This window comes from Modestobacter sp. SYSU DS0875, assembly GCF_054050915.1.
Window position 1 is genome coordinate 1 of sequence record NZ_JBJHAH010000045.1, and the last position, 18785, is coordinate 18785.

19 protein-coding genes and 1 pseudogene are annotated in these 18785 nt (G+C 76.2%); 10 read left to right on the forward strand and 10 right to left on the reverse strand.

The genetic code is table 11. The annotated features are described in order from the left end of the window. Positions 1-125 precede the first annotated feature (125 nt). From ACI79Y_RS18860 to ACI79Y_RS18875, 4 genes are all read right to left on the reverse strand, one after another. Complete coding sequence (locus ACI79Y_RS18860) at positions 126-1043, reverse strand: deoxyribonuclease IV (RefSeq protein ID WP_457159968.1); 918 nt, start codon at positions 1041-1043, stop codon at positions 126-128. Between the two features lie 10 nt (positions 1044-1053). Next, positions 1054-3060 (reverse strand): Stk1 family PASTA domain-containing Ser/Thr kinase, encoded by a 2007-nt coding sequence (gene pknB / locus ACI79Y_RS18865; protein WP_457159969.1) that lies wholly within the window; start codon positions 3058-3060, stop codon positions 1054-1056. Between the two features lie 154 nt (positions 3061-3214). Further along, a complete protein-coding gene (locus ACI79Y_RS18870; protein ID WP_457159970.1) occupies positions 3215-4318 on the reverse strand; it encodes an alpha-hydroxy acid oxidase in 1104 nt (367 codons plus the stop codon). 29 nt (positions 4319-4347) lie between these two features. Beyond that, a complete protein-coding gene (locus ACI79Y_RS18875; protein ID WP_457159971.1) occupies positions 4348-4767 on the reverse strand; it encodes a pyridoxamine 5'-phosphate oxidase family protein in 420 nt (139 codons plus the stop codon). Between the two features lie 61 nt (positions 4768-4828). On the opposite strand from ACI79Y_RS18875, the gene ACI79Y_RS18880 reads away from it, so the two are divergent. From ACI79Y_RS18880 to ACI79Y_RS18890, 3 genes and pseudogenes are all read left to right on the forward strand, one after another. After that, positions 4829-5152 carry an Rv2175c family DNA-binding protein gene (locus ACI79Y_RS18880; RefSeq protein ID WP_457080950.1) on the forward strand — a complete coding sequence of 108 codons (324 nt, stop codon included), beginning with the start codon at positions 4829-4831 and terminating at the stop codon, positions 5150-5152. Positions 5153-5176: 24 nt separating this feature from the next. After that, on the forward strand, positions 5177-5533 hold the full coding sequence (locus ACI79Y_RS18885; protein WP_457159972.1) for a lycopene cyclase domain-containing protein: 357 nt from the start codon (positions 5177-5179) through the stop codon (positions 5531-5533). A gap of 56 nt (positions 5534-5589) precedes the next feature. Continuing rightward, positions 5590-5739: pseudogene (locus ACI79Y_RS18890) on the forward strand (lycopene cyclase domain-containing protein); the annotation flags it as partial. Here the strand turns inward: ACI79Y_RS18890 and ACI79Y_RS18895 are convergent. The 3 genes from ACI79Y_RS18895 to ACI79Y_RS18905 are packed head-to-tail and all read right to left on the reverse strand — an operon-like array spanning position 5736 to position 9330. Beyond that, a complete protein-coding gene (locus ACI79Y_RS18895; protein WP_457159973.1) occupies positions 5736-6698 on the reverse strand; it encodes a phytoene/squalene synthase family protein in 963 nt (320 codons plus the stop codon). The pseudogene ACI79Y_RS18890 and the gene ACI79Y_RS18895 sit on opposite strands and share 4 nt — an antisense overlap. Continuing rightward, the gene (crtI, locus tag ACI79Y_RS18900; protein WP_457159974.1) at positions 6695-8206 is read right to left on the reverse strand and encodes a phytoene desaturase family protein; all 1512 of its coding nucleotides are present in this window, start codon (positions 8204-8206) and stop codon (positions 6695-6697) included. The genes ACI79Y_RS18895 and crtI overlap by 4 nt, the downstream gene beginning before the upstream one ends. Next, a complete protein-coding gene (locus tag ACI79Y_RS18905) occupies positions 8203-9330 on the reverse strand; it encodes a polyprenyl synthetase family protein (protein WP_457159975.1) in 1128 nt (375 codons plus the stop codon). Before ACI79Y_RS18905 ends, crtI begins: the two co-directional genes overlap by 4 nt. A gap of 168 nt (positions 9331-9498) precedes the next feature. On the opposite strand from ACI79Y_RS18905, the gene metF reads away from it, so the two are divergent. Then, positions 9499-10398, forward strand: a complete 900-nt coding sequence (gene metF / locus ACI79Y_RS18910; protein WP_457159976.1) for a methylenetetrahydrofolate reductase [NAD(P)H] — start codon at positions 9499-9501, stop codon at positions 10396-10398. A gap of 3 nt (positions 10399-10401) precedes the next feature. On the opposite strand, the gene ACI79Y_RS18915 is transcribed toward metF, so the two are convergent. Together ACI79Y_RS18915 and ACI79Y_RS18920 are read right to left on the reverse strand one after the other, a co-directional pair. Then, positions 10402-11019, reverse strand: a complete 618-nt coding sequence (locus tag ACI79Y_RS18915) for a hypothetical protein (RefSeq protein WP_457159977.1) — start codon at positions 11017-11019, stop codon at positions 10402-10404. Between the two features lie 38 nt (positions 11020-11057). Beyond that, positions 11058-11936 (reverse strand): hypothetical protein, encoded by an 879-nt coding sequence (locus ACI79Y_RS18920; RefSeq protein WP_457159978.1) that lies wholly within the window; start codon positions 11934-11936, stop codon positions 11058-11060. 116 nt (positions 11937-12052) lie between these two features. Here ACI79Y_RS18920 and ACI79Y_RS18925 point away from each other — a divergent pair, with 116 nt between their 5' ends. From ACI79Y_RS18925 to ACI79Y_RS18935, 3 genes are read left to right on the forward strand one after another with little or no spacing between them, the layout of a single operon-like run. After that, complete coding sequence (locus ACI79Y_RS18925) at positions 12053-13159, forward strand: transcriptional regulator (RefSeq protein ID WP_457159979.1); 1107 nt, start codon at positions 12053-12055, stop codon at positions 13157-13159. Continuing rightward, positions 13156-14091 carry an ATP-binding cassette domain-containing protein gene (locus ACI79Y_RS18930; RefSeq protein ID WP_457159980.1) on the forward strand — a complete coding sequence of 312 codons (936 nt, stop codon included), beginning with the start codon at positions 13156-13158 and terminating at the stop codon, positions 14089-14091. Before ACI79Y_RS18925 ends, ACI79Y_RS18930 begins: the two co-directional genes overlap by 4 nt. Next, complete coding sequence (locus ACI79Y_RS18935; protein WP_457159981.1) at positions 14088-14897, forward strand: ABC transporter permease; 810 nt, start codon at positions 14088-14090, stop codon at positions 14895-14897. Before ACI79Y_RS18930 ends, ACI79Y_RS18935 begins: the two co-directional genes overlap by 4 nt. Positions 14898-14903: 6 nt before the next feature. Here the strand turns inward: ACI79Y_RS18935 and ACI79Y_RS18940 are convergent, their stop codons facing one another. Continuing rightward, on the reverse strand, positions 14904-15716 hold the full coding sequence (locus tag ACI79Y_RS18940) for a lipase family alpha/beta hydrolase (protein WP_457159982.1): 813 nt from the start codon (positions 15714-15716) through the stop codon (positions 14904-14906). 56 nt (positions 15717-15772) lie between these two features. On the opposite strand from ACI79Y_RS18940, the gene ACI79Y_RS18945 reads away from it, so the two are divergent. The 3 genes from ACI79Y_RS18945 to ACI79Y_RS18955 all read left to right on the forward strand — a co-directional run bounded on the left by ACI79Y_RS18945 (position 15773) and on the right by ACI79Y_RS18955 (position 18688). Continuing rightward, a complete protein-coding gene (locus ACI79Y_RS18945; protein ID WP_457159983.1) occupies positions 15773-16444 on the forward strand; it encodes a CDP-alcohol phosphatidyltransferase family protein in 672 nt (223 codons plus the stop codon). Positions 16445-16475: 31 nt separating this feature from the next. Next, positions 16476-17588 carry a serpin family protein gene (locus ACI79Y_RS18950; protein ID WP_457159984.1) on the forward strand — a complete coding sequence of 371 codons (1113 nt, stop codon included), beginning with the start codon at positions 16476-16478 and terminating at the stop codon, positions 17586-17588. A gap of 122 nt (positions 17589-17710) precedes the next feature. Then, entirely contained in the window at positions 17711-18688 is a 978-nt protein-coding gene (locus tag ACI79Y_RS18955; protein ID WP_457159985.1) for a carbohydrate kinase family protein, read from the forward strand. Positions 18689-18785: the final 97 nt, after the last annotated feature.

Genomic DNA, 18785 nt, shown 5'->3' on the forward strand with positions numbered 1-18785 from the left:
CATGCCCGCACACTCAGAACCAGCACAGCCACGCACACCCACCCCCCCCCCGCCCCCCCCCCCCCCCGCGCCCCCCCCCCCCCCCCCCCCCCCCCCCCCCCCCCCCCCCCCCCCGACGGGGGGACTCAGCCGGGGAGGTCGACGCCGTCCCGCAGCGCGCACAGCAGCGCGATGTCCCGGGCGTGCCCGTCGTCGGCGCTGGGCGTCTCCACGACCACCGGCACGCCGGCGAGCGCCGGGGAGGTGAGCAGCTCGCCGAACGGTGCGGCACCGATCGAGCCGGCGCCGATCGTGGCGTGCCGGTCGCGGGTCGAGCCGCGGGCGTCGAGGGAGTCGTTGGCGTGCACCAGGCCGAGCCGGCCCGGGCCGACCGTCGCCTCCAGCGCGGCCAGCATCGCCGTCATGCCGCCGGGGGCCGCCAGGTCGTGGCCGGCCGCCCAGGCGTGGCAGGTGTCCAGGCAGACCCCGACCGCCGGGTGGTGCTCCAGCGCGGCCAGGTACGGGCCCAGGTCCTCCACCGTGGCGGCGAGCGACCTCCCGCCGCCGGCGGTGGGCTCGACGAGCAGCCGGGGCGCGCCCTCGGGGAGCTCGTCCAGCACCGGGAGCAGCCGGTCGTGCAGCTGCGCCAGCGCCGCCTCGTAGCGGTCCTCGCCGACGGCGGAGCCGGCGTGCACCACCACGCCGGCGCAGCCCAGCTCGCGGCCGCGGGCCAGGTTGTGCCGGATGGTCGCGATCGACTGCTCGACGGTCGCCTCGCTGGGGGAGCCGACGTTGACCAGGAAGGGGGTGTGGATGAACGAGGGCACCCCGCGCTCGGCGCAGCCGGCGGTGAAGGCCGCGTCCTGCGCCGGGTCACCGGCGCTCGGCTTCCAGCCGCGCGGGTTGCCGACGAACACCTGGACGGCGCGGGCGCCGACGGCGTCGGTGTAGGCCAGCCCGCCCTTGGCGAGGCCGCCCTTGATCTGGATGTGCGCCCCGATCGGCGGCAGAGCCCCGGGAGAGGGCAGGGCGGGAGAGGGCAGGGCGGTGCTGGGGGAGGTCACGAGGAGGAGGTCACCCGAAGCTGATGAGGATGCGGACGGTGCTGCCCTGGTCGACGACCTCGCCGGCCCGGGGGCTCTGCTGGAACACGCGGTCGCCCGCGATGAACTGGGTGGACTCGGCCTCCAGGCCCGCCTGTGCGAGCAGCGCGGTCGCCTCGTCCTTGGACTTGCCCTTCACGTCGGGCACGGTCACCTGGGGCACGCCCTCGGAGACCTGGATCGTCACCGTGCTGCCGTAGGGCTGCGCGGCGTCCCCGGGGCCGGGGCTGACCGCCATCACCTCACCGGGGTCGACGTCGGCGCTGCGCCCGGTGGTCCGCTCGACGGTGAAGCCGCGCTCCTCCAGGTTGGCGGTCGCCGCCTCGGGGCTCAGGCCGACCACGTCGGGGACCTTCACCGGGGCGCGCCCGGCGCTGACCACCGCGGTGACCGTGTCACCGCGCTTGAGCTCGGTGCCGGCGGCCGGCTCGAAGCCCAGCACGGTGCCGACGGGCTGCTCGTCGTCGAACTCCTCGCGCGAGGTGACGGTCACCGGGACCTGGGCCTCGGTCAGCGCGGTCTGGACCGCCTCCAGCGGCTGCCCGACCAGCCCGGGGTCGACCTCGAACCGCTCCGGCCCCTTGGAGAGCACCAGGGTCACGTCGCTGCCGCGGATCGCCTCGCCGTCGGCCGGGTCGGCGGAGATGACCGTGCCCTCGGGCAGCTCCTCGCTGAACTGCGGCTCGCCGAAGGCCGGGTCCAGCCCGGCCTCCTGGAGCAGTCCGACGGCGGTGTCCCGGTCCTGGTTCAGCAGGTCCGGCACGTCGGTCCACCGGCCGCTGCCCAGCCACCAGCCCACCGCGCCGATGGTGATCGCCAGCAGCAGCACGACGGCGATCGCCAGCCGGGCCCGCCGGCGGCGGATGTGCGGGGCCACACCCGGGCGGACCGACGGGTGCCGCGGCGCCGTGGGGCGGGCACCGCCTCCGTGCGCCGTCGCGCCGCTGCCGGGCAGCACGGTGGTACCCCGGCTGCGGCCCCCGCCGAGCACCTCGGTGCGTGGCTCGCTGGAGCCCGGGCCGGGCGCGCTCGCCCCGCGGGGGCGCGGTGCGGTGGACCGGTTGGTGGGGCGCAGCGCCCCCGGGGCGTCGGTGGTGCGGCCGGTGGGCACGGGCACCCGGGCCATCCCCAGGTCGGCCCGCAGGTCGACGAGTTCGGCGAGGAAGGCCCCGGCGTCCAGCGGGCGGGCCGCCGGGTCGCGGCGCGTCGTGCGCGCGACCAGCTCGTCGACCTGCCAGGGCACTCCCGGCACCTCCGCCGACGGCGCCGGGACGTCGTGGTGCACGTGCTGGTAGGCCACCGCCAGCGCGGTGTCGCCCTGGTACGGCGGGTGCCCGGTGAGCAGCTCGTAGAACATGATGCCGGCGGCGTAGACGTCGCTGCGGGCGTCGCTGCGCCCCCGCTCGAGCTGCTCGGGCGAGAGGTAGGCGACGGTGCCGATGAGCACGCCGCCGGTGTGGCTGGTCTGCCCGGTGCCGGCGACGGCGCGGGCGAGACCGAAGTCGGCGACCTTCACCTGGCCGTCGGTGGAGATCAGCACGTTCTCCGGCTTCACATCGCGGTGCGCGATGCCGGCCCGGTGCGCGGCGGTCAGCCCGGCGAGCACCGGCTCCAGCACCGCGAACGCCTCGCCGACGGTGAGCCGGCCGCGGGCCTGCAGCAGGTCGCGCAGGGTGCGGCCGCGGACCAGCTCCATCACCAGGAAGACCAGGCCCTGGTCGGCGCCCTGGTCGCTGACGGAGACGACGTTGACGTGGCTGAGCATCGCCGTCGCCCGCGCCTCGCGGGTGAACCGGTCGACGAAAGCGGGGTCGTGCGCCAGGTGCTCGGCCATCACCTTCACCGCGACGGTGCGGTGCAGCCGCAGGTCGGTGGCGGCGTAGACGGTGGACATCCCGCCGCGCGCAAGGCGCTCCTCGAGGCGGTAGCGCCCCTCGAGGACCAGGCCGACCGCGGGGTCGGTCACGACGGTGTCCACACCGCTGAGTCTAGGAGCGGATCGGTCCGGCTGGACGAAACGACGCGGACTCGTCGGGACGGTGGGCCGGGTGTGACCCGATGGGCTGGACGGACGGCGGTGCCGCGGTCCAGCCGGTGGTCGGCGGACATGCCGGCCGACCAGCGACGCCGGCTCAGCGGGAGGCCCCGCCGGCGGGCCACCCGGCCCGGACGACGGTGTCCCGGGGCACCGAGCGCACGTCGTCGAGTCCGCACACCAGCATGGTGTGCGCCAGCTCCCCGCTCAGTCCACCCAGCACCTGCGCCACGCCGTCGGCGCCGCCGCCCGCCAGCCCCCAGGTGGTGGGCCGGGCGACGAACACCGCGCGGGCGCCCAGCGCGAGGGCGACCAGCGCGTCGGACCCCGACCGGATCCCGCCGTCGACGTAGACCTCCACCTGCCCGGCCACCGCGTCGACGACCTCGGGCAGCGCATCGGCGCTGGCCACGACCGGGTCGGCCTGCCGGCCGCCGTGCGTGGACACCCAGACGGCGGCGGCGCCGGCCTCGACGCAGCGGGCGGCGTCGTCGCCGCGCAGCACGCCCTTGACCACCACGGGCAGCCCGGAGACCTCCCGGAGGCGGCCGATGTCGGCCAGCGCCCACGCCGGCGACTCGGCGGCGCGCATGGACACCGGCGCGCCCCCTGCGCCGGGGTGGTTCGCCATCAGCAGCCCGGCGGGGAGGTCGAAGCCGTTGCGCAGGTCGCGCAGCCGCCGGCCGAGCACCGGCACGTCGACGGTCAGCACCAGGGCCTGGTAGCCCGCGGCACCGGCCCGGCGGGCGAGCTCGTCGGTGTGGGCGGGGGAGTGCAGCTGGTAGAGCTGGAACCAGCGCGGCCCGGCCGGGGTGACCGCGGCGACGTCGGCCAGCGCGGTGTTGGCGCTGGTGGAGACGGTCATCAGCGCACCGGCCTCCGCCGCTCCGCGGGCGGTGGCGCGCTCGCCGTCCGGGTGCGCCATGGCCTGGAACCCCCACGGCGCCACCCCGACCGGGGTGGCCACCGGCGCGCCCAGCAGCGTGGTGCCCAGCCGCGGTGGGGCGTCGCCGCGCAGCACCCGCGGGCGCAGCCGCCAGGCGCGCCAGGCCGAGGTCGCCTCGGTCAGGGTGATCTCCGCCCCGGCGCCGCCGGCGTAGTAGTCGTAGACGTCGGCCGGCAGCTGCCGCCGGGCCCCGGCCTCCAGCGCGGCCAGGTCGAGGTACGGGGGAACCGGCCCGGGGGCGTCGCTGCTGGACATGGAGCTGGAGCCTAGGGAAGCCCCGGCGGTCAGCCCAGGTCGGCGGAGAGCCACCGCTGGGGGCGGAGGTGGACGACGACCTGGTCGCCGTGGTCGGCCAGCGACATCGCGACGTAGCCCTCCACCGCCTCCGGGGGCAGGTACCGCCGGGCCATCGCCCGTACGTCGTCCTCGGTCGCGGGGCGGGTGTCGGCCACCGGACCCTCGACGGACACGTACCGGACGCTGGGGGTGACCCGGTCGACCAGCAAGGTGAACCGGCCGGCCGCCTCGATCGACCGGGCTTTGCGGGAGGCGGCGGGGGTGACGATCCAGGCCGTGCCGCCCGGGGTGTAGCCGTACCAGATCGGCACGGTCAGCGGCCCGCGGTCGGGGCCGGCGGCGACCGACAGCGCGGCGACGTGCGGTTCGGCGAGGAACTGCTCGCGTTCGACGGTGCTCAGCGTCATGGCCGGCATGCTGCCGCGGGGGTCCGACGCTCCCGGTCCGGGCCCGCCCTAGGCTGGTCGCGTGGACACGCTCACCCCCGCGGAGGTCGCCCAGCAGCTCGGCGTCTCGCCCAACCGGGTCCGCCAGCTGCTGCGCGAGCACAAGCTGATCGCCGTCCCCGGCAGCGGCAACAGCAAGATCCCGGCCGACCTGCTGCTCGACGGCGAGGTGCTCCGCCACCTGCCCGGGCTGCTCACCGTGCTGATGGACGGCGGCTACACCGAGGAGGAGGCCTTCGACTGGCTGTACCGGGAGGACGACACGCTCCCCGGCACGCCGGTCCAGGCGCTGCGCGACGACCGGCACCGCGAGGTCGTGCGCCGCGCCCAGGCGCTGGCCTTCTGAGCCGGCGATCGTGCTGAGCCGGCGATGGGGCAGCTGACCTACGGGGCGCTCCTGGTGGGCTGCCTCGTGGTCACCGCCCCGCTGGAGCTGCTGCTCCGGGTCCGGGTCTACGCCCGCTGGCGGCGGCTGCTGCTGGCGCTCGTCCCCGAGCTGGTCGTCTTCCTGGCCTGGGTGCTCTACGCGATCGGGCAGGGGCACTGGGACTACAGCGCCACCCGCACCATCGACGTCCGGCTGCCTGGCGGCATCCCGGTCGAGGAGGTGCTCTTCTTCCTCGTCGTGCCGATCTGCGCGGTGCTGGCCCTGGAGGCGGTGCGGAAGGTGACCGGCTGGGACGCGGGCTACCCGGTGGAGGGCACCCCCGAGGAGGCGCGGCGGTGAGCTACTCGGCGCTGGCCGTGCTCGCGGTGGCAGCCGTGCTGGTCGCCGACCTCGCCGTGCTGCGCACCCGACTGGTCACCCGGCCGGTGTTCTGGACCGCCTACGCGATCGTGATCGGCTTCCAGCTGCTGATGAACGGCGTGCTCACCGGCCTGGACGTGGTCACCTACGACCCGGACGTCATCTGGGGCCCGCGGATCGCCTACGCCCCGGTCGAGGACCTGCTGTTCGGCTTCGCCCTGGTGCTGCTCACCCTGGCCAGCTGGGCGGCGGTCAACCGGCGGGCGAACACCGCCAGGCGCCGCGGCCGGGACACCCGCACCCGGCGGTCCAGCACCCGGTAGTCGGCGCGCTCGATCTCGGTGAGGATCCCGCCGTAGAGGGCGGTCGCGGCGCGGACGCAGTCCCGGGACTCGCGCGCCAGCATCGGGGTGCCGGGTGCGGCGTCGTCGTACCGGCGGCGGGTCACCGCCACCATCTCCCGCATCAGCGCGGTGAACCCGGGGGAGTGGCGTTTGGCGGCCAGCTGCTCGCGGGTGACCCCGTGCGCGGCCATCAGGTCCGCGGGCAGGTAGACCCGGCCGCGGTCGACGTCCTCGGCGACGTCGCGCAGGAAGTTGGTCAGCTGGAACGCCTCGCCCAGGGCGATGGCGTGCGGCGCGGCCTCCTCCCGGGTCACCCCCGGCGCGGTGCCGAGCACCGGCAGCACCTGCAGCCCGATCACCGACGCCGACCCCCACATGTACCGGTCCAGGGCGTCGAGGTCGGCGTAGTCGGTGACGTCGAGGTCGCTGGTCATCGCGGCGAGGAAGTCGACCAGGTGCTCGATCGGGATGCCGTACCGGCGGTAGGTGTGCACCAGCGCCAGCCGGACCGGGTCGTCGGACCAGCCGGCGGAGACCTCGTCCAGGGCTGCGGTCGACCAGGCGAGCAGCTCGCCCTCGGGATCGCGGCCGGGCTGGTCGGCGCCGATGTCGACGATGTCGTCGGCCACGCGGGCGGCGGCGTACAGCGCGTGGACGGCCGCCCGGCGGTCGGGGGTGAGCAGCCGGGTGGCCAGGAAGTAGGACTTGCCGTGTTCGGCGGCGATGCCCCGGCACACCGCGTAAGCGGCGTCCAGCTGCGCCTGCTGCTGTTCCCGGGTGGGCGGGGGGAGGGCGGTCATGCCGGCACCCCGGTGATCCGCTCGGCGGCCAGCCGGCCGCTGATCACCACCATCGGCACCCCGACGCCGGGCTGCACCGACGAGCCGGCCAGCACCACGTTCTCCGGGCCCGATCGGGGCAGCGTGGCCGGGCGGAACGGCCCGGTCTGGCCGAACGTGTGCGCGAGCGCGAACGGGGTGCCCGCGGCCATGCCCTGCGCCGCCCAGTCGACGGGGGTCAGCAGCTCCTCCACCTCGATCGCCCCGCTGACGCCGGTCCAGCCCCGCACGTCCAGGGTGGCCAGCAGCTCCTCCCGGTAGCGGGGGGCCAGCACCGGCCAGTCGAGGTCGGGGTTGCCGCCGCTGCGCGGGTCGAGGTTCGGCGTCGGGGCGACGACGCTGAGCACCGAGCCGCCCTCGGGGGCCAGGGCCCGGTCGGTCACCGAGGGCATGCTGATCAGCAGGCTCGGATCGCTCATCGGCCGGCCGTCGCGGGTCAGCTCGTCGAACACCTGCCGCCAGGACGCCCCGAAGCTGATCGTGTGGTGCGCCTGGCCGGGGAACGTCGCCCGGGCACCCAGGTGCAGGGCCACGCAGGAGGGCGAGTGGACCGGTCGCCGCGGGCCGCGCAGGCCGGGCACCAGCCGGTGCGGGGCATCGGCGGTCACCACGACGGCGTCGGCGGGCAGCCGGTCGCCGTCGGCCAGCCGGACGGCGGTGACCCGGGAGCCGTCGACCTCCAGCTCGGCGTCCACCCCGTAGCGGAACTCCACCCCGGCGTCCGTGGCCGCGGCGGCCATCGCCCGGGGCACCGCGCCGATCCCGCCCTCGGGGTGCCAGACCCCGGCGCCGATGTCGAGCTGGGCGATGACCGCGTAGGCAGCGATCGCCCGGAACGGCGACACCCCGGCGTAGAGGGCCTGGAAGCTGAACAACCGGCGCAACCGGTCGTCGGCGAAGAACCGCTCGACGTGCGAGGACAGCCGCCGGAAGCCGCCGCGGCGGACCAGCTGCAGCAGCTCGGGGCCGGCCAGGTCCAGCGGGGAGTCCAGGTTGCGGTCGATGAAGGTGCGCAGCTGCAGTCGGTAGAGCTCGGCCAGGTCGTCGAGGTACCGGTGCAGCGCCGCGGCCTCGGCCGGCCCGCACAGCTGCTCGACCTCGGCGGCGAACGCGGACCGGTCGGCGTGCACGTCCAGGTGCGAGCCGTCGGCGAACTGGGCGCGGTAGGTGGTGGTCAGCGGGATGAGGGTCAGCCGGTCGGCCATCCGCTCGCCCACCGCGGCGAAGGCGTCCTCGACGATCTCCGGAGCGGTGAACACTGACGGGCCGGTGTCGAGTGTGTAGCCGGCCCGGGTGACCACGCCGGCCCGTCCGCCCGGGCCGGGGCAGCGGTCGACGACGGTGACCTCGCGGCCGGCGCCGCGCAGCCGGAGGGCGGCCGACAGTCCGGCGAGCCCGGCGCCGACGACGACGACCCGCTCGGTGCGGCCCGGAACGGTACGGACCCGGCCGCGGCGCAGGCCGCTCACGCGGTGCGGGTGGTCGCGGCGACGGCGAGCGCGTCCAGCGCGGCGCGGGCGTCCTCAGCCACGGGCGCCTCGGCGATGGCGGTCCGGGCGAGCGCGGTCCGCTCGGTGATCCGCTGCTCGACCCGGGTGCGGGCGCCGGTGGCCTCGATCAGCTCGCGCAGCGCGGCGAACTGCTCGGGGCCGGCGGCCGGGTCGCCCAGCGACTCGGCCAGCAACCGGCGGCCGGCGGCGTCGGCGCGCTCCTCGGCCAGCGCGATGAGCAGGGTCTGCTTGCCCTCGCGCAGGTCGTCGTCGGCGGACTTGCCGGTGACCTCCGGGTCGCCGAAGACGCCCAGCACGTCGTCGCGCAGCTGGAAGGCTTCGCCCAGCGGCAGGCCGATCGCGGTGTAGGCCTCGGTGACCTCCGGCGCGGCGCCGGCGATGGCCGCGCCCAGCTGCAGCGGCCGCTGCACGGTGTAGCCGGCGCTCTTGTACCGGGCGACGGTCAACGCGCCCTCGGGGCCGGGCAGCCCGCCCGCGGCGCGCAGCAGGTCCAGGTACTGGCCGGCGGTCACCTCGGTGCGCATCACGTCCCAGACCGTGCGGGCCCGGGCCAGCGCCGCGGTGGAGATTCCGGACCGGCGCAGCTGCTCGTCGGACCAGACCAGCGCCAGGTCGCCGACGAGGATCGCGGCCCCGACGCCGAACAGGGCCGCGTCGCCGCCGAGCCCGTCGTCGCCGTGCCGGGCGGCGAAGCCGACGTGGGTGGCCGGCCGGCTGCGGCGGGTCAGGGCGCTGTCCATCACGTCGTCGTGCACCAGTGCGCTGGCGTGCACGAACTCCAGCGCGGCGACGGCGCGCAGCACCGACTCGTCGTCCTCGGCCGGGGCGGACCCGGCGGCCCCGCGCCAGCCCCAGTAGGCGAAGAGCGGGCGCAGCCGCTTGCCGCCCTCGGCCAGGGCGCAGACCTCGTCCACCACCGGCGTCAGCTGGGGCGCCATGGCCCCGAGGGTCGCGCGCTGCTCGGACAGGAAGGTCTCGAGCGCGGCGCTGACGGCGGCGCGGACCCGGTCCAGGTCGGCCGCCCGCGGGGCGGCGACCCCGGGGCCGGATGGACGGTCGCGGTGCTGGGTCCCGGCGGTCACCGGGCCAGTATCGCCCAACTCGATGGGTCCCGGCCCGGTCAAGGTGTCAGTCGACTGACACCGGTTCATCTGCTCTCCCGCCCCGGGCCGCGGTGGGCCCCGTCTCGTGCTGTCCGAGGTCCTTCGCCCGCGACCGGCCGTCCGGATGCAGTCACTACGCTCGTCCTCGTGACCGGCACGGTGCGCGAGCTCCTCGCCCAGGGGCGACCCACGTGGTCGTTCGAGTTCTTCCCGCCCAAGGACGCCGCGGGGGAGACCCAGCTGTGGACCGCGCTGCGCGAGCTGGAGCGGCTGCAGCCCTCCTTCGTGTCGGTGACCTACGGCGCCGGCGGCTCCACCCGCGAGGGCACCGTGGCGGTGACCGAGCGGATCGCCGCGGAGACCACGATGCTGCCGCTGGCGCACCTCACCGCCGTCGACCACAGCGTCGCGGAGCTGCGGCACGTGGTCAGCCGGCTGGCCGCGGCCGGGGTGCGCAACCTGCTGGCGCTGCGCGGCGACCCGCCCGGCGCCGACCCGCAGTCGGAGTGGGTGGCCCACCCCGAGGGCGTGGAGTTCGCCGCCGACCTGGTCGGGCTGATCAAGGCCGCCGGCGACCTCTGCGTCGGCGTGGCTGCCTTCCCCGAGCTGCACCCCCGGTCGCCGGACGCCGAGGCCGACACCGAGATGTTCGTCGCCAAGTGCCGCGCGGGCGCGGACTTCGCGATCACCCAGATGTTCTTCCGGGTGGAGGACTACCTGCGGCTGCGCGACCGGGTGGCCGCCCGCGGCTGCGACGTCCCGATCATCGCCGGGGTGATGCCGGTGACGAACGCGCGGCAGATCGCGCGGATCGTGCAGCTGTCCGGGCAGGCGTTCCCGGACGAGCTCGCCGAGCGGTTCGCCGCGCTGGACGGCGACACCCCCGAGGCGCGGCGGGCGGTGCGGGCGCTGGGCGTGGAGGTGGCCACCGAGATGTGCGGCCGGTTGCTGGACGAAGGCGTCCCGGGCATCCACTTCATCACCATGAACCGCTCGACGGCGACCCGGGAGGTCTACGCCAACGTGGCCGGGGTGCCGGCGGTCTGACCCTCAGCGCGACAGCAGCTGGTCGGCCTCCCGCGCCGCCAGGCGCAGCCCCTCGTGCTCGGCGGCGTAGCCACCGACGACGCCCACCACCGGCAGCTGCGACAGTGCCCGGTGGCGCAGCTTGCCCTTGGGCCGGGCGTCCAGCGCGTCGTCGATCCGGCCGAGCAGCCGGGCGACCCGCCACAGCGCCCGGGCCGCGCCGCCGACGCCGGAGCGCCGCTCCCCGAACGCCTCCTGCGCGTACACCCCGCGGTCGCGGTCCAGCAACGGGCGCACCTGCTCGGCGGGCAGCTCGCGGTCCAGCAGCACCCGGGTGAGCAGGCTGATCCGGTCGGCGGGGTCGGTCACCCCGTGCTCGGCGGCGACGCCGAGCACGACCAGGGACTGCACCGCCGAGCCGACGGTGTTCTGCAGCGGCAGCAGGGAGGCCAGCCGGCCGGCGAACCGCGGTGCCGCCGAGACGCCGGCCGCGACCCGGCTGACCCGGTCGGCCCACCACGCGGCACGCCGCTCGGCGGGCAGCTCGGGCGGCCGGCCCAGCCGCCGGACCACGGGGGCCAGCACCCGGTCGACCCGGTGCAGGACGTCGACGACCACGGCGTCGCTGATCGGAGGAGCCACGGCGGTGACGGTAGGGGGCACGCTCCCCACGCGCAGGATCAACCGGCGACCTCGGGCGGCTCGGCCAGGGGTGCGCGCGTGCGGGTCATGAGCTCGACGAGGTCGGTCATCGCCAGTCGTACGGCGGCGATGTCCTCGGAGACGCCGCCCAGTCCGCCGTCACCCCGGCCTGAGCCGTACGCGGTCTCCACCGTGAGGGCGTCGACCTCGGCGGCGCTGCGCTCCATCCGCTCCAGGTCGAGCAGGTGCTGCAGCTCGACAGTCAGGGCCGCCGCCTGGTCGCGGTGCTGAATCAGTGCGTCGGTGCGGACGCCGAGCCGTCGGGCGGCGTCGTCCAGCGCGGCCTGTTGCCGGTCCCAGAACTCGGCGGCCGGTCCGGTCGGGCGCGTGCCCAGCCGGCTGCGGGCCTGCTGGATCCGAATGGCCAGGTCGACGATCTGGCTGACCTCGGCTCGGCCGTCGAAGGACTCGCGGGTGGTGCTCAGGTACGGGGACTGCCACGAGGGTTCAGCGAGGGTCTCGGCCCACGCGCGACTCGCAGCTCCGGCGACCCGGGCCTCGATGGTGTCCCAGGCGGCGAGCGTGACCTCTGGAGCGGAAGGGTGGTCAGCCACGATCGCTGTTCTGGTCGCGGCACGCTCGCGCCGCTTGCTCACGTGGACGGCCAGCCAGAGGAACAGCGGCCCGACGTACACCGTGAACGCGACGATGAGCACGCCCCACAGCCACTTGGAACGGTCGGGCAGCCCGCGCCACCAGTAGCCGCACCGGGCGAGCCAGTCCTGCCGCGACATCCAGCCGACGAACCGCTGCCACCAGCTCGCGGGAGGCGCAGGGGCGGCGGAGACCGGTGCGATGACCAGCCGGCCGTCGGTGAGGTAGCGGTCGGGCCACAGCGGTCTGGCTTGCTCGGGCACCCCTGCACCCTCCCGTACCCGCGAATCGGCGCGAAGAGGGCACACCGGCTGGGGTGCAGCTGTGGACCTCTCTGCCCAGGCGCCGGCGGTGGCCAGACCGACGTACCGTCTTCGGCGTGGCGCGACGGCGGACCGGGGCAGCCGCCCGCTGGGCAGCCGTGGCCGCCGCGGGCGCGGTGCTGGTCAGCCTGCCGGCGCTGGTCGCCGCGTGGCCGGCCACCGACTCCGCCGTCTCCGCGCCGGACCTCCGGGCGCAGGCGCTCGCCTCGGCCGACGTCCCGTACTCCGGCTACGCCCAGGCGGCCGGTGGCCTGGCGCTGCCGGTCGGCCAGCAGCTCACCCCGGTCGCCGACCTGCTCAGCGACCGGACCTCGATGCGCACCTGGTACCGCGGCCCGCTCGACTGGCGGGTGGACGTCGTCACCCCCACCGGGGAGACCGGCGTGCACCTGAGCCCCGCCGGTCGCTGGACGTGGGAGTACGAGGAGGCGCGGGTCACCCGGTCCGCGGCCGGCAGTCCGCTCGCGCTCCCCACGGCACCGGACCTGCTGCCCACCGCGCTGGGCCGCCGGCTGCTGTCCGAGGCCGAGGACGACGAGCTGTCCCGGTTGCCGGCCGCGCGGATCGCCGGGCGCGACGCCCTGGGCCTGCGCCTGGTCCCGTCGGACGCGGCGTCCTCGGTGGCCCGGGTCGACGTGTGGGTCGACGCCGGCAGCGGCCTCCCGCTGCGGGTGCTCGTCGTCGCGGACACCGGCGCCGGCCCCGCGCTGGACACCGCGTTCCTCGACGTCGACGTCAGCACGCCACCCGCCTCGGTCACCCGGTTCACCGCGGTGCCGGCGCGCGACCTGCGCACCGGCCCGGACCAGCAGCTGCTGGGCGCCGCCCGGGCCGGCGCCCGCCGGGACGTCGTCCTGCCCGCCGCACTCGCCGGCCTGGACCGGCGCGCCGTGCCCGGGGTGCCGGAGTCGATCGCCGCCTACGGCCGCGGGGTCACCGTGCTGGTCGTCGCGCCGCTGCCGGAGGAGGCGGCCGGGGGGCTGCGAGGTGCCCTGCGGCGCGCGCCGGACGCCGTCGTCGACGAGCTCGGCGTGCGGCTGGCGGCCGGGCCGCTGGGGCTGATGCTGGTCGACGGGCCGCGCGGGCCGCTGCTGCTCACCGGAACAGTTGACGGCGACGCACTCGCGCTGGCCGCCGCCGAGCTGACCGGCGTCGACCGGTGAGCACGGTGATCGCCACCGCCGGGCTGGTCAAGCGGTACGGCCGGCTGCGCGCCGTGGACGGCATCGACCTCGACGTGCGCGCCGGGGACGTCTACGGCTTCCTCGGCGCCAACGGCTCGGGGAAGACGACGACGGTGCGGATGCTGCTGGGCCTGGTGCTGCCCACCGAGGGCGAGGTGCGGCTGCTGGACCGGCCGATGCCGCGGCGGGCGCGGGAGGTGCTGCCCCGGGTGGGGTCGCTGATCGAGGGCCCGGCGCACTACGGCCACCTCTCCGGGCGGGCCAACCTGTCGCTGCTGGACGCCGCCGGCCCCGGCGGGTCGCGGCGCACCCGGCGGTCGCGGATCGACACGGTGCTGGAGCAGGTCGGGCTGGCCGGGGTGGGCCGCCGGCCGGTGCGCGACTACTCGCTGGGCATGCGCCAGCGGCTGGGCCTGGCGGGTGCGCTGCTGCGCCGTCCGGAGCTGCTGGTGCTCGACGAGCCCACCAACGGCCTGGACCCGCAGGGCATCTCGGAGATCCGCGAGCTGCTGCTGGAGCTGAACCGCGAGGGGACGACGGTGTTCCTCTCCAGCCACCTGCTGGCCGAGGTCGAGCAGCTCGCCACCCGGGTCGGGGTGCTCGATCGGGGGCGGCTGGTGCTGCAGGACGAGCTGGCCACCCTCACCGCGCCCACCGGTGCCACGGTCGTGGAGACCCCCGACCCGGAGCGGGTGCGCGCGACGCTGGACGGGCGGGTGCTCTCCCTCGACGGCTCGCGCGCGGTGGTGCGCGGCGCGGACCCGGCCGAGGTCAACGCCGCGCTGGTGGCCGCCGGGGTGCCGGTCACCGGGCTGGCGCTGCAGCGGCCGAGCCTGGAGGAGGTGGTGCTCGCCGCGGCCAGCACCAGCGCCGACCGGGTCGACGCGCCGGGGGAGCGGAGTCGGCGGTGATCGGCGTCGAGCTGCGCAAGCTGTTCCGCCGGCCGCGGACCTGGGTGACGATCGGGCTGCTCAACGCGCTGCCGGTGCTGGTGGCCGTGCTGCTGGCGGTCACCGACCTGGCGCCGCGGCCCGGTGAGGGGCCGGCGTTCCTCTCCGCGGTGCTCACCAACGGCACGCTCTACCCGCTGGCCGCGCTGGCGATCGTGCTGCCGCTGTTCCTGCCGATCGCGGTGGCGCTGATCGCCGGGGAGTCGGTGGCCGGGGAGGCGCAGGCGGGCACCCTGCGCTACCTGCTCGCCCGGCCGGCCGGGCGCACCCGGCTGCTGGTGGCGAAGCTGGTCGCGCTCATCGCCTTCGTCTTCGTCACCGTGCTGGTGGTCGCGGTGGTCGGCTACCTGGTGGGGCAGCTGCTGTTCGACGTCCAGCCGATCGGTGGGACGACGCTGTCGGGGACGACGCTCACCGCCCAGGAGCTCGCCGGCCGCACCCTGCTGGCCATCGGCTACGTGACCGTGTCGATGCTCGGGGTGGCGGCGTTCGCGCTGTTCTTCTCCACGCTCACCGACTCCCCGCCCGCGGCGATGCTCGGGGCGCTGGCGGTGCTCATCGCCTCCTCGCTGCTGCTCACCCTGGACGCCGCGTCGTCCTTCGCGCCCTACCTGCCCACCCGCTACTGGCTGGCGTTCGTCGACCTGTTCCGCGACCCGGTGTTCTGGCGGGACATCGTTCGTGGGCTGGCGCTGCAGGGGGTCTACGTCGGGGTGCTGCTGGCCGCCGCGTGGGCGAACTTCACCACCAAGGACATCACCAGCTGACGGGGCTCATTCGGCGGCGAGCGTCGCGCAGTCGTCGGGTCCCAGCTCCACCGGGTCGCCCGGCTGCAGCTGGGCCACCACCATCGCCTGCACCAGCGGGTCGGTGGGCAGCCGACCGTGCGACACCTGCGAGTCCGCGCACACCGACTGCACCGGCAGCTCCAGCGCACCGGCCAGCTCGGCCGACGCCGGCGGGGTGACCGTCCGGTCCACGGTGGTCCAGATCGACACCCAGCTCGGCCCGAACGGCGTCTCGTCCGTGGCGTTGAGCCCGGCGAGCAGCTCGCTGTCGGTGGTCAGCTGCTGGCAGCCCACCCCGCACTCGTCCGGCACGAAGCTGCGCGCCAGGTCCGCGACCGTGGTGCCGTGGTGCGGCGAGCCGAGGGTGACCACCCGCCGGGCCTGCGCCGCGCCCCCGTCGGCGGCCCACACCCGGGCGATCACCCCACCGGCGGAGTAGCCGACGACGTCGACGCTCTCCGCGCCGGTGCGGGCCAGTGCCGCGTCCACGGCGTCCCCGAGCGCGTCGGCCGAGGCCCGCAGATCGCCGGTGCCGCCGTCGGGCACCTCGACGACGGTCGCGTCGCGCCCCTCGGCGGTGAGCCGCTCGGCCAGCGGCCGCAGCGACTCCGTCGACCCGCCGTACCCGGGTACCAGCAGCACCGGGCCGGGGCGCTCGGGGTCGGCCGCGGTCCCCGGGCCGGTGTCGTCGTCCCCGGTCAGCAGCGGGACGGCGACCGCGACCGCCGCCGCCACCAGCACGAGCGCCAGGAGGACCAGCAGCAGGCGACGGCGGGCGGGGGCGAGACCGGCGAGCACGGCACCACTCTCCCTGCCGCCAGCGCCCGGCGCCCGCATCGTGGTGGACTGCACGGGTGCTGAGCCGCGAGGAGTACCTCATCGCGTGGTCCCGCTGGCACGGCGGCACCGACCCGTCGGCCAGCCGGCTGGTGCGCGGCTGGCTCTCCCTGGCCTACACGCTGGCCGTGCCGCTGGCCCGGGTCTCGCCGCTGGCCGCCACCGCGCTGGGGCTGGTCGTGGCGGGGGCGGCGGTGCCGGCGGCGGCGGCCGGCGGGCTCTGGCTGATCGCGGCCGGGCTGCTGGTCGGCCTGTCCGGGCTGCTGGACTCCCTCGACGGTGCGCTGGCGATCGCCGGTGGGCGCGCCTCGCGGCGGGGCTTCGTGCTGGACTCCGTCGTCGACCGGCTCACCGAGGTGGCCTACGCCCTGGCGCTGTGGGCCGCCGGAGCACCCGGGTGGCTGGCCGTGGCCTTCGGGGCGCTGTGCTGGCTGCCGGACTACCTGCGCGCCCGCGCCGGCCAGGCCGGGGTCAGCGAGACCGGGGCCATCTCGGTGTGGGAGCGGCCCACCCGGGTGGCGATGGCCGGGATGACCCTCGGCGGCGCCGGGGTCGTGTCGGCGCTGGTCTCCCCGGCCGTGGTGGTCGGCATCGGCACCGGGGTCGGGTGCGCGCTCGGCCTCGTCGGCACCGCGCAGCTCGGCGTCCAGCTGCGCAGGGCGTTGGGGGAGGAGCCCGCGGGGCCTTGACCAGGCCCGGCAGATGCGACTCACTGCGCGCATGCCTACGACGACCGGCGTCCCCGACGTCGCCGCTGCCCAGACCTCCTTCGGCCTGGCCCTGCTGCACACGGTGGCGGCCCGGCGCCCCGACGGGAACGCGCTGCTGTCCCCGGCGTCCGCCGCCCAGGCGCTGGGCCTGCTGTACCCGGGGCTCACCGCCGACCGGGCGGCACGGCTCGGCGCCCTGCTGCGGCTGCCACCGTGGTCGCCGCAGCTGGCCGCCGCCCTCGCCGAGCACACCGCCGCGCTCGCCGCGCTGCGTGCCGACCGCGACGACGCGGCGGAGAGCCGGGACGCGCTGCAGGTGAGCAACCGGCTGTGGACCGCGACCGGGTACCGCGTCGACCCGGCCCACGTCACCGCGGCGCGCAGCGCCTTCGCCGCCGAACTGGGCACGCTCGACTTCCAGGCCGACCCCGCCAGCGCGACCGAGCGGATCAACGCCGCGGTCGCCGAGGACACCGGAGGCCTCATCCGCAGCCTGTTCGACCAGCCGCTGGACCGGGACACCGTGCTCGTGCTCACCAACGCCGTGCACCTGCGTGCCCGCTGGGCCAGCCGGTTCACCTCGACCGCCCTGGCGCCGTTCAGCGCACCGACCGGCACGGTCGAGGTGCCGATGATGTCCGGCGCGTCGGGCACCGCACGCGCCGCCGCCGGCTGGCAGTCCGTCGAGCTGCCCTACCGCGACGGCACGCTGACCGCCGTCGCGCTGCTCCCACCCGACGGCACCGACCCGGCCACCCTCGACGAGCAGGTGCTCGCCGCGGTGGCCGACGCAGCCCCGCAGCGCGTCGACGTCCGGCTGCCCCGCCTGCGCATCGAGCAGACCCACGACCTGCTCGATCCGCTGGTCGAGCAGGGCCTGCCCGTGCAGGTGCCCGAGCTGGGGGCGGACGCGCGGATCGACCGGGTCGTGCAGAAGACGGTGCTGGACGTGGACCAGGACGGCACCGTGGCCGCGGCCGCGACGGGCGTCGCCGTCGTCGCCGTCTCGTTCCGGATGCCGCTGCCGGAGATCGTCCTGGACCGGCCGTTCCTGCTGCTGCTCACCGACACCGCCACCAGGACGCCGCTGTTCCTCGCCCTGGTCCGCGACCCCTCGCGCTGACCCCGCGCGCTGACCCGGCCGGGGGAGGGCGCCAGGCGGGGGCGGCGTCGGGCTCCTACGCTGGCCGGGCACCGCGGACGCCGCGGGTCGTGCCCCGCCGTCCAGCAGGAAGCAGCCCAGCCATGCCCGTCGTCGTGACCGGATCCATCGCCACCGACCACCTGATGACCTTCCCCGGCCGGTTCGCCGACCAGTTCGTCGAGGGGAAGATGCAGAACGTCTCGCTGTCCTTCCTCGTCGACGACCTGGTGCAGCACCGCGGCGGCGCCGGCGCCAACATGGCCTACGGCCTGGCGCTGCTCGGCCAGCGGCCGGTGCTGGTCGGCGCCGTCGGCGGGGACTTCGCCGACTACGACGCCTGGCTCACCCGGCACGGGGTCGACACCGGCAGCGTGCACTGGTCCGAGCTCAAGCACACCGCTCGCTTCACCTGCACCACCGACGCCGCGAACAACCAGATCGCGTCCTTCTACTCCGGCGCGATGAGCGAGGCCTCGCTGATCGAGCTGGCGCCGGTGGTCGGCCGGATCGGCGGGGTCGACCTGGTCGTCGTCGGGCCCAACGACCCGACCGCGATGGTGCAGCACACCCAGGAGTGCCGGCAGCGCGGCTACGCCTTCCTCGCCGACCCCTCGCAGCAGCTGGCCTGGGCCGACGGCGAGATGATCCGCGAGCTGGTCGACGGCGCGGAGCTGCTGTTCACCAACGAGTACGAGCACGCGCTGCTGCTGCAGAAGACCGGCTGGGACGATGCCGAGGTGCTCGCCCGGGTCGGTGCCTGGGTGACCACCCGGGCGGCCAGCGGTGTCCGGGTGGAGCAGGCCGGGCAGGAGCCGATCGAGGTCATCGCCGTCCCGGAGACCAAGCCGGTCGAGCCCACCGGTGGCGGCGACGCGCTGCGTGCCGGCTTCGTCGCAGCCCGGCAGTGGGGGCTGGGCCTGGAGCGCTGCCTGCAGGTCGGCTCCGCGGTGGCGACGGCGGCCGTCGAGGTGATCGGCACCCAGGAGTACTCGCTGCCGAAGGCGGACTTCCTGGCCCGCTTCACCGACGCCTTCGGCCCCGACGCCGCCGCTGAGGTCGCCCCGCACCTGCCCGCCTGACGCACCTCTCCGGGGGGGGGGTGGGGTTTTGTGGGGGGGGGTGGGGGTGGGGGGGCGGCGGCGCGGGCGCCGCGTGGGGGGGGCGTCCCTCCCGCGG

Coding starts and splice junctions, on each gene's coding strand:
- ACI79Y_RS18950 (WP_457159984.1), top strand. CDS start 16,476: ATGCCTACGACGACCGGCGTCCCCGACGTCGCCGCTGCCCAGACCTCC.
- ACI79Y_RS18895 (WP_457159973.1), bottom strand. CDS start 6,698: ATGACCGCCCTCCCCCCGCCCACCCGGGAACAGCAGCAGGCGCAGCTG.
- ACI79Y_RS18870 (WP_457159970.1), bottom strand. CDS start 4,318: ATGTCCAGCAGCGACGCCCCCGGGCCGGTTCCCCCGTACCTCGACCTG.
- ACI79Y_RS18885 (WP_457159972.1), top strand. CDS start 5,177: ATGGGGCAGCTGACCTACGGGGCGCTCCTGGTGGGCTGCCTCGTGGTC.
- ACI79Y_RS18875 (WP_457159971.1), bottom strand. CDS start 4,767: ATGACGCTGAGCACCGTCGAACGCGAGCAGTTCCTCGCCGAACCGCAC.
- ACI79Y_RS18955 (WP_457159985.1), top strand. CDS start 17,711: ATGCCCGTCGTCGTGACCGGATCCATCGCCACCGACCACCTGATGACC.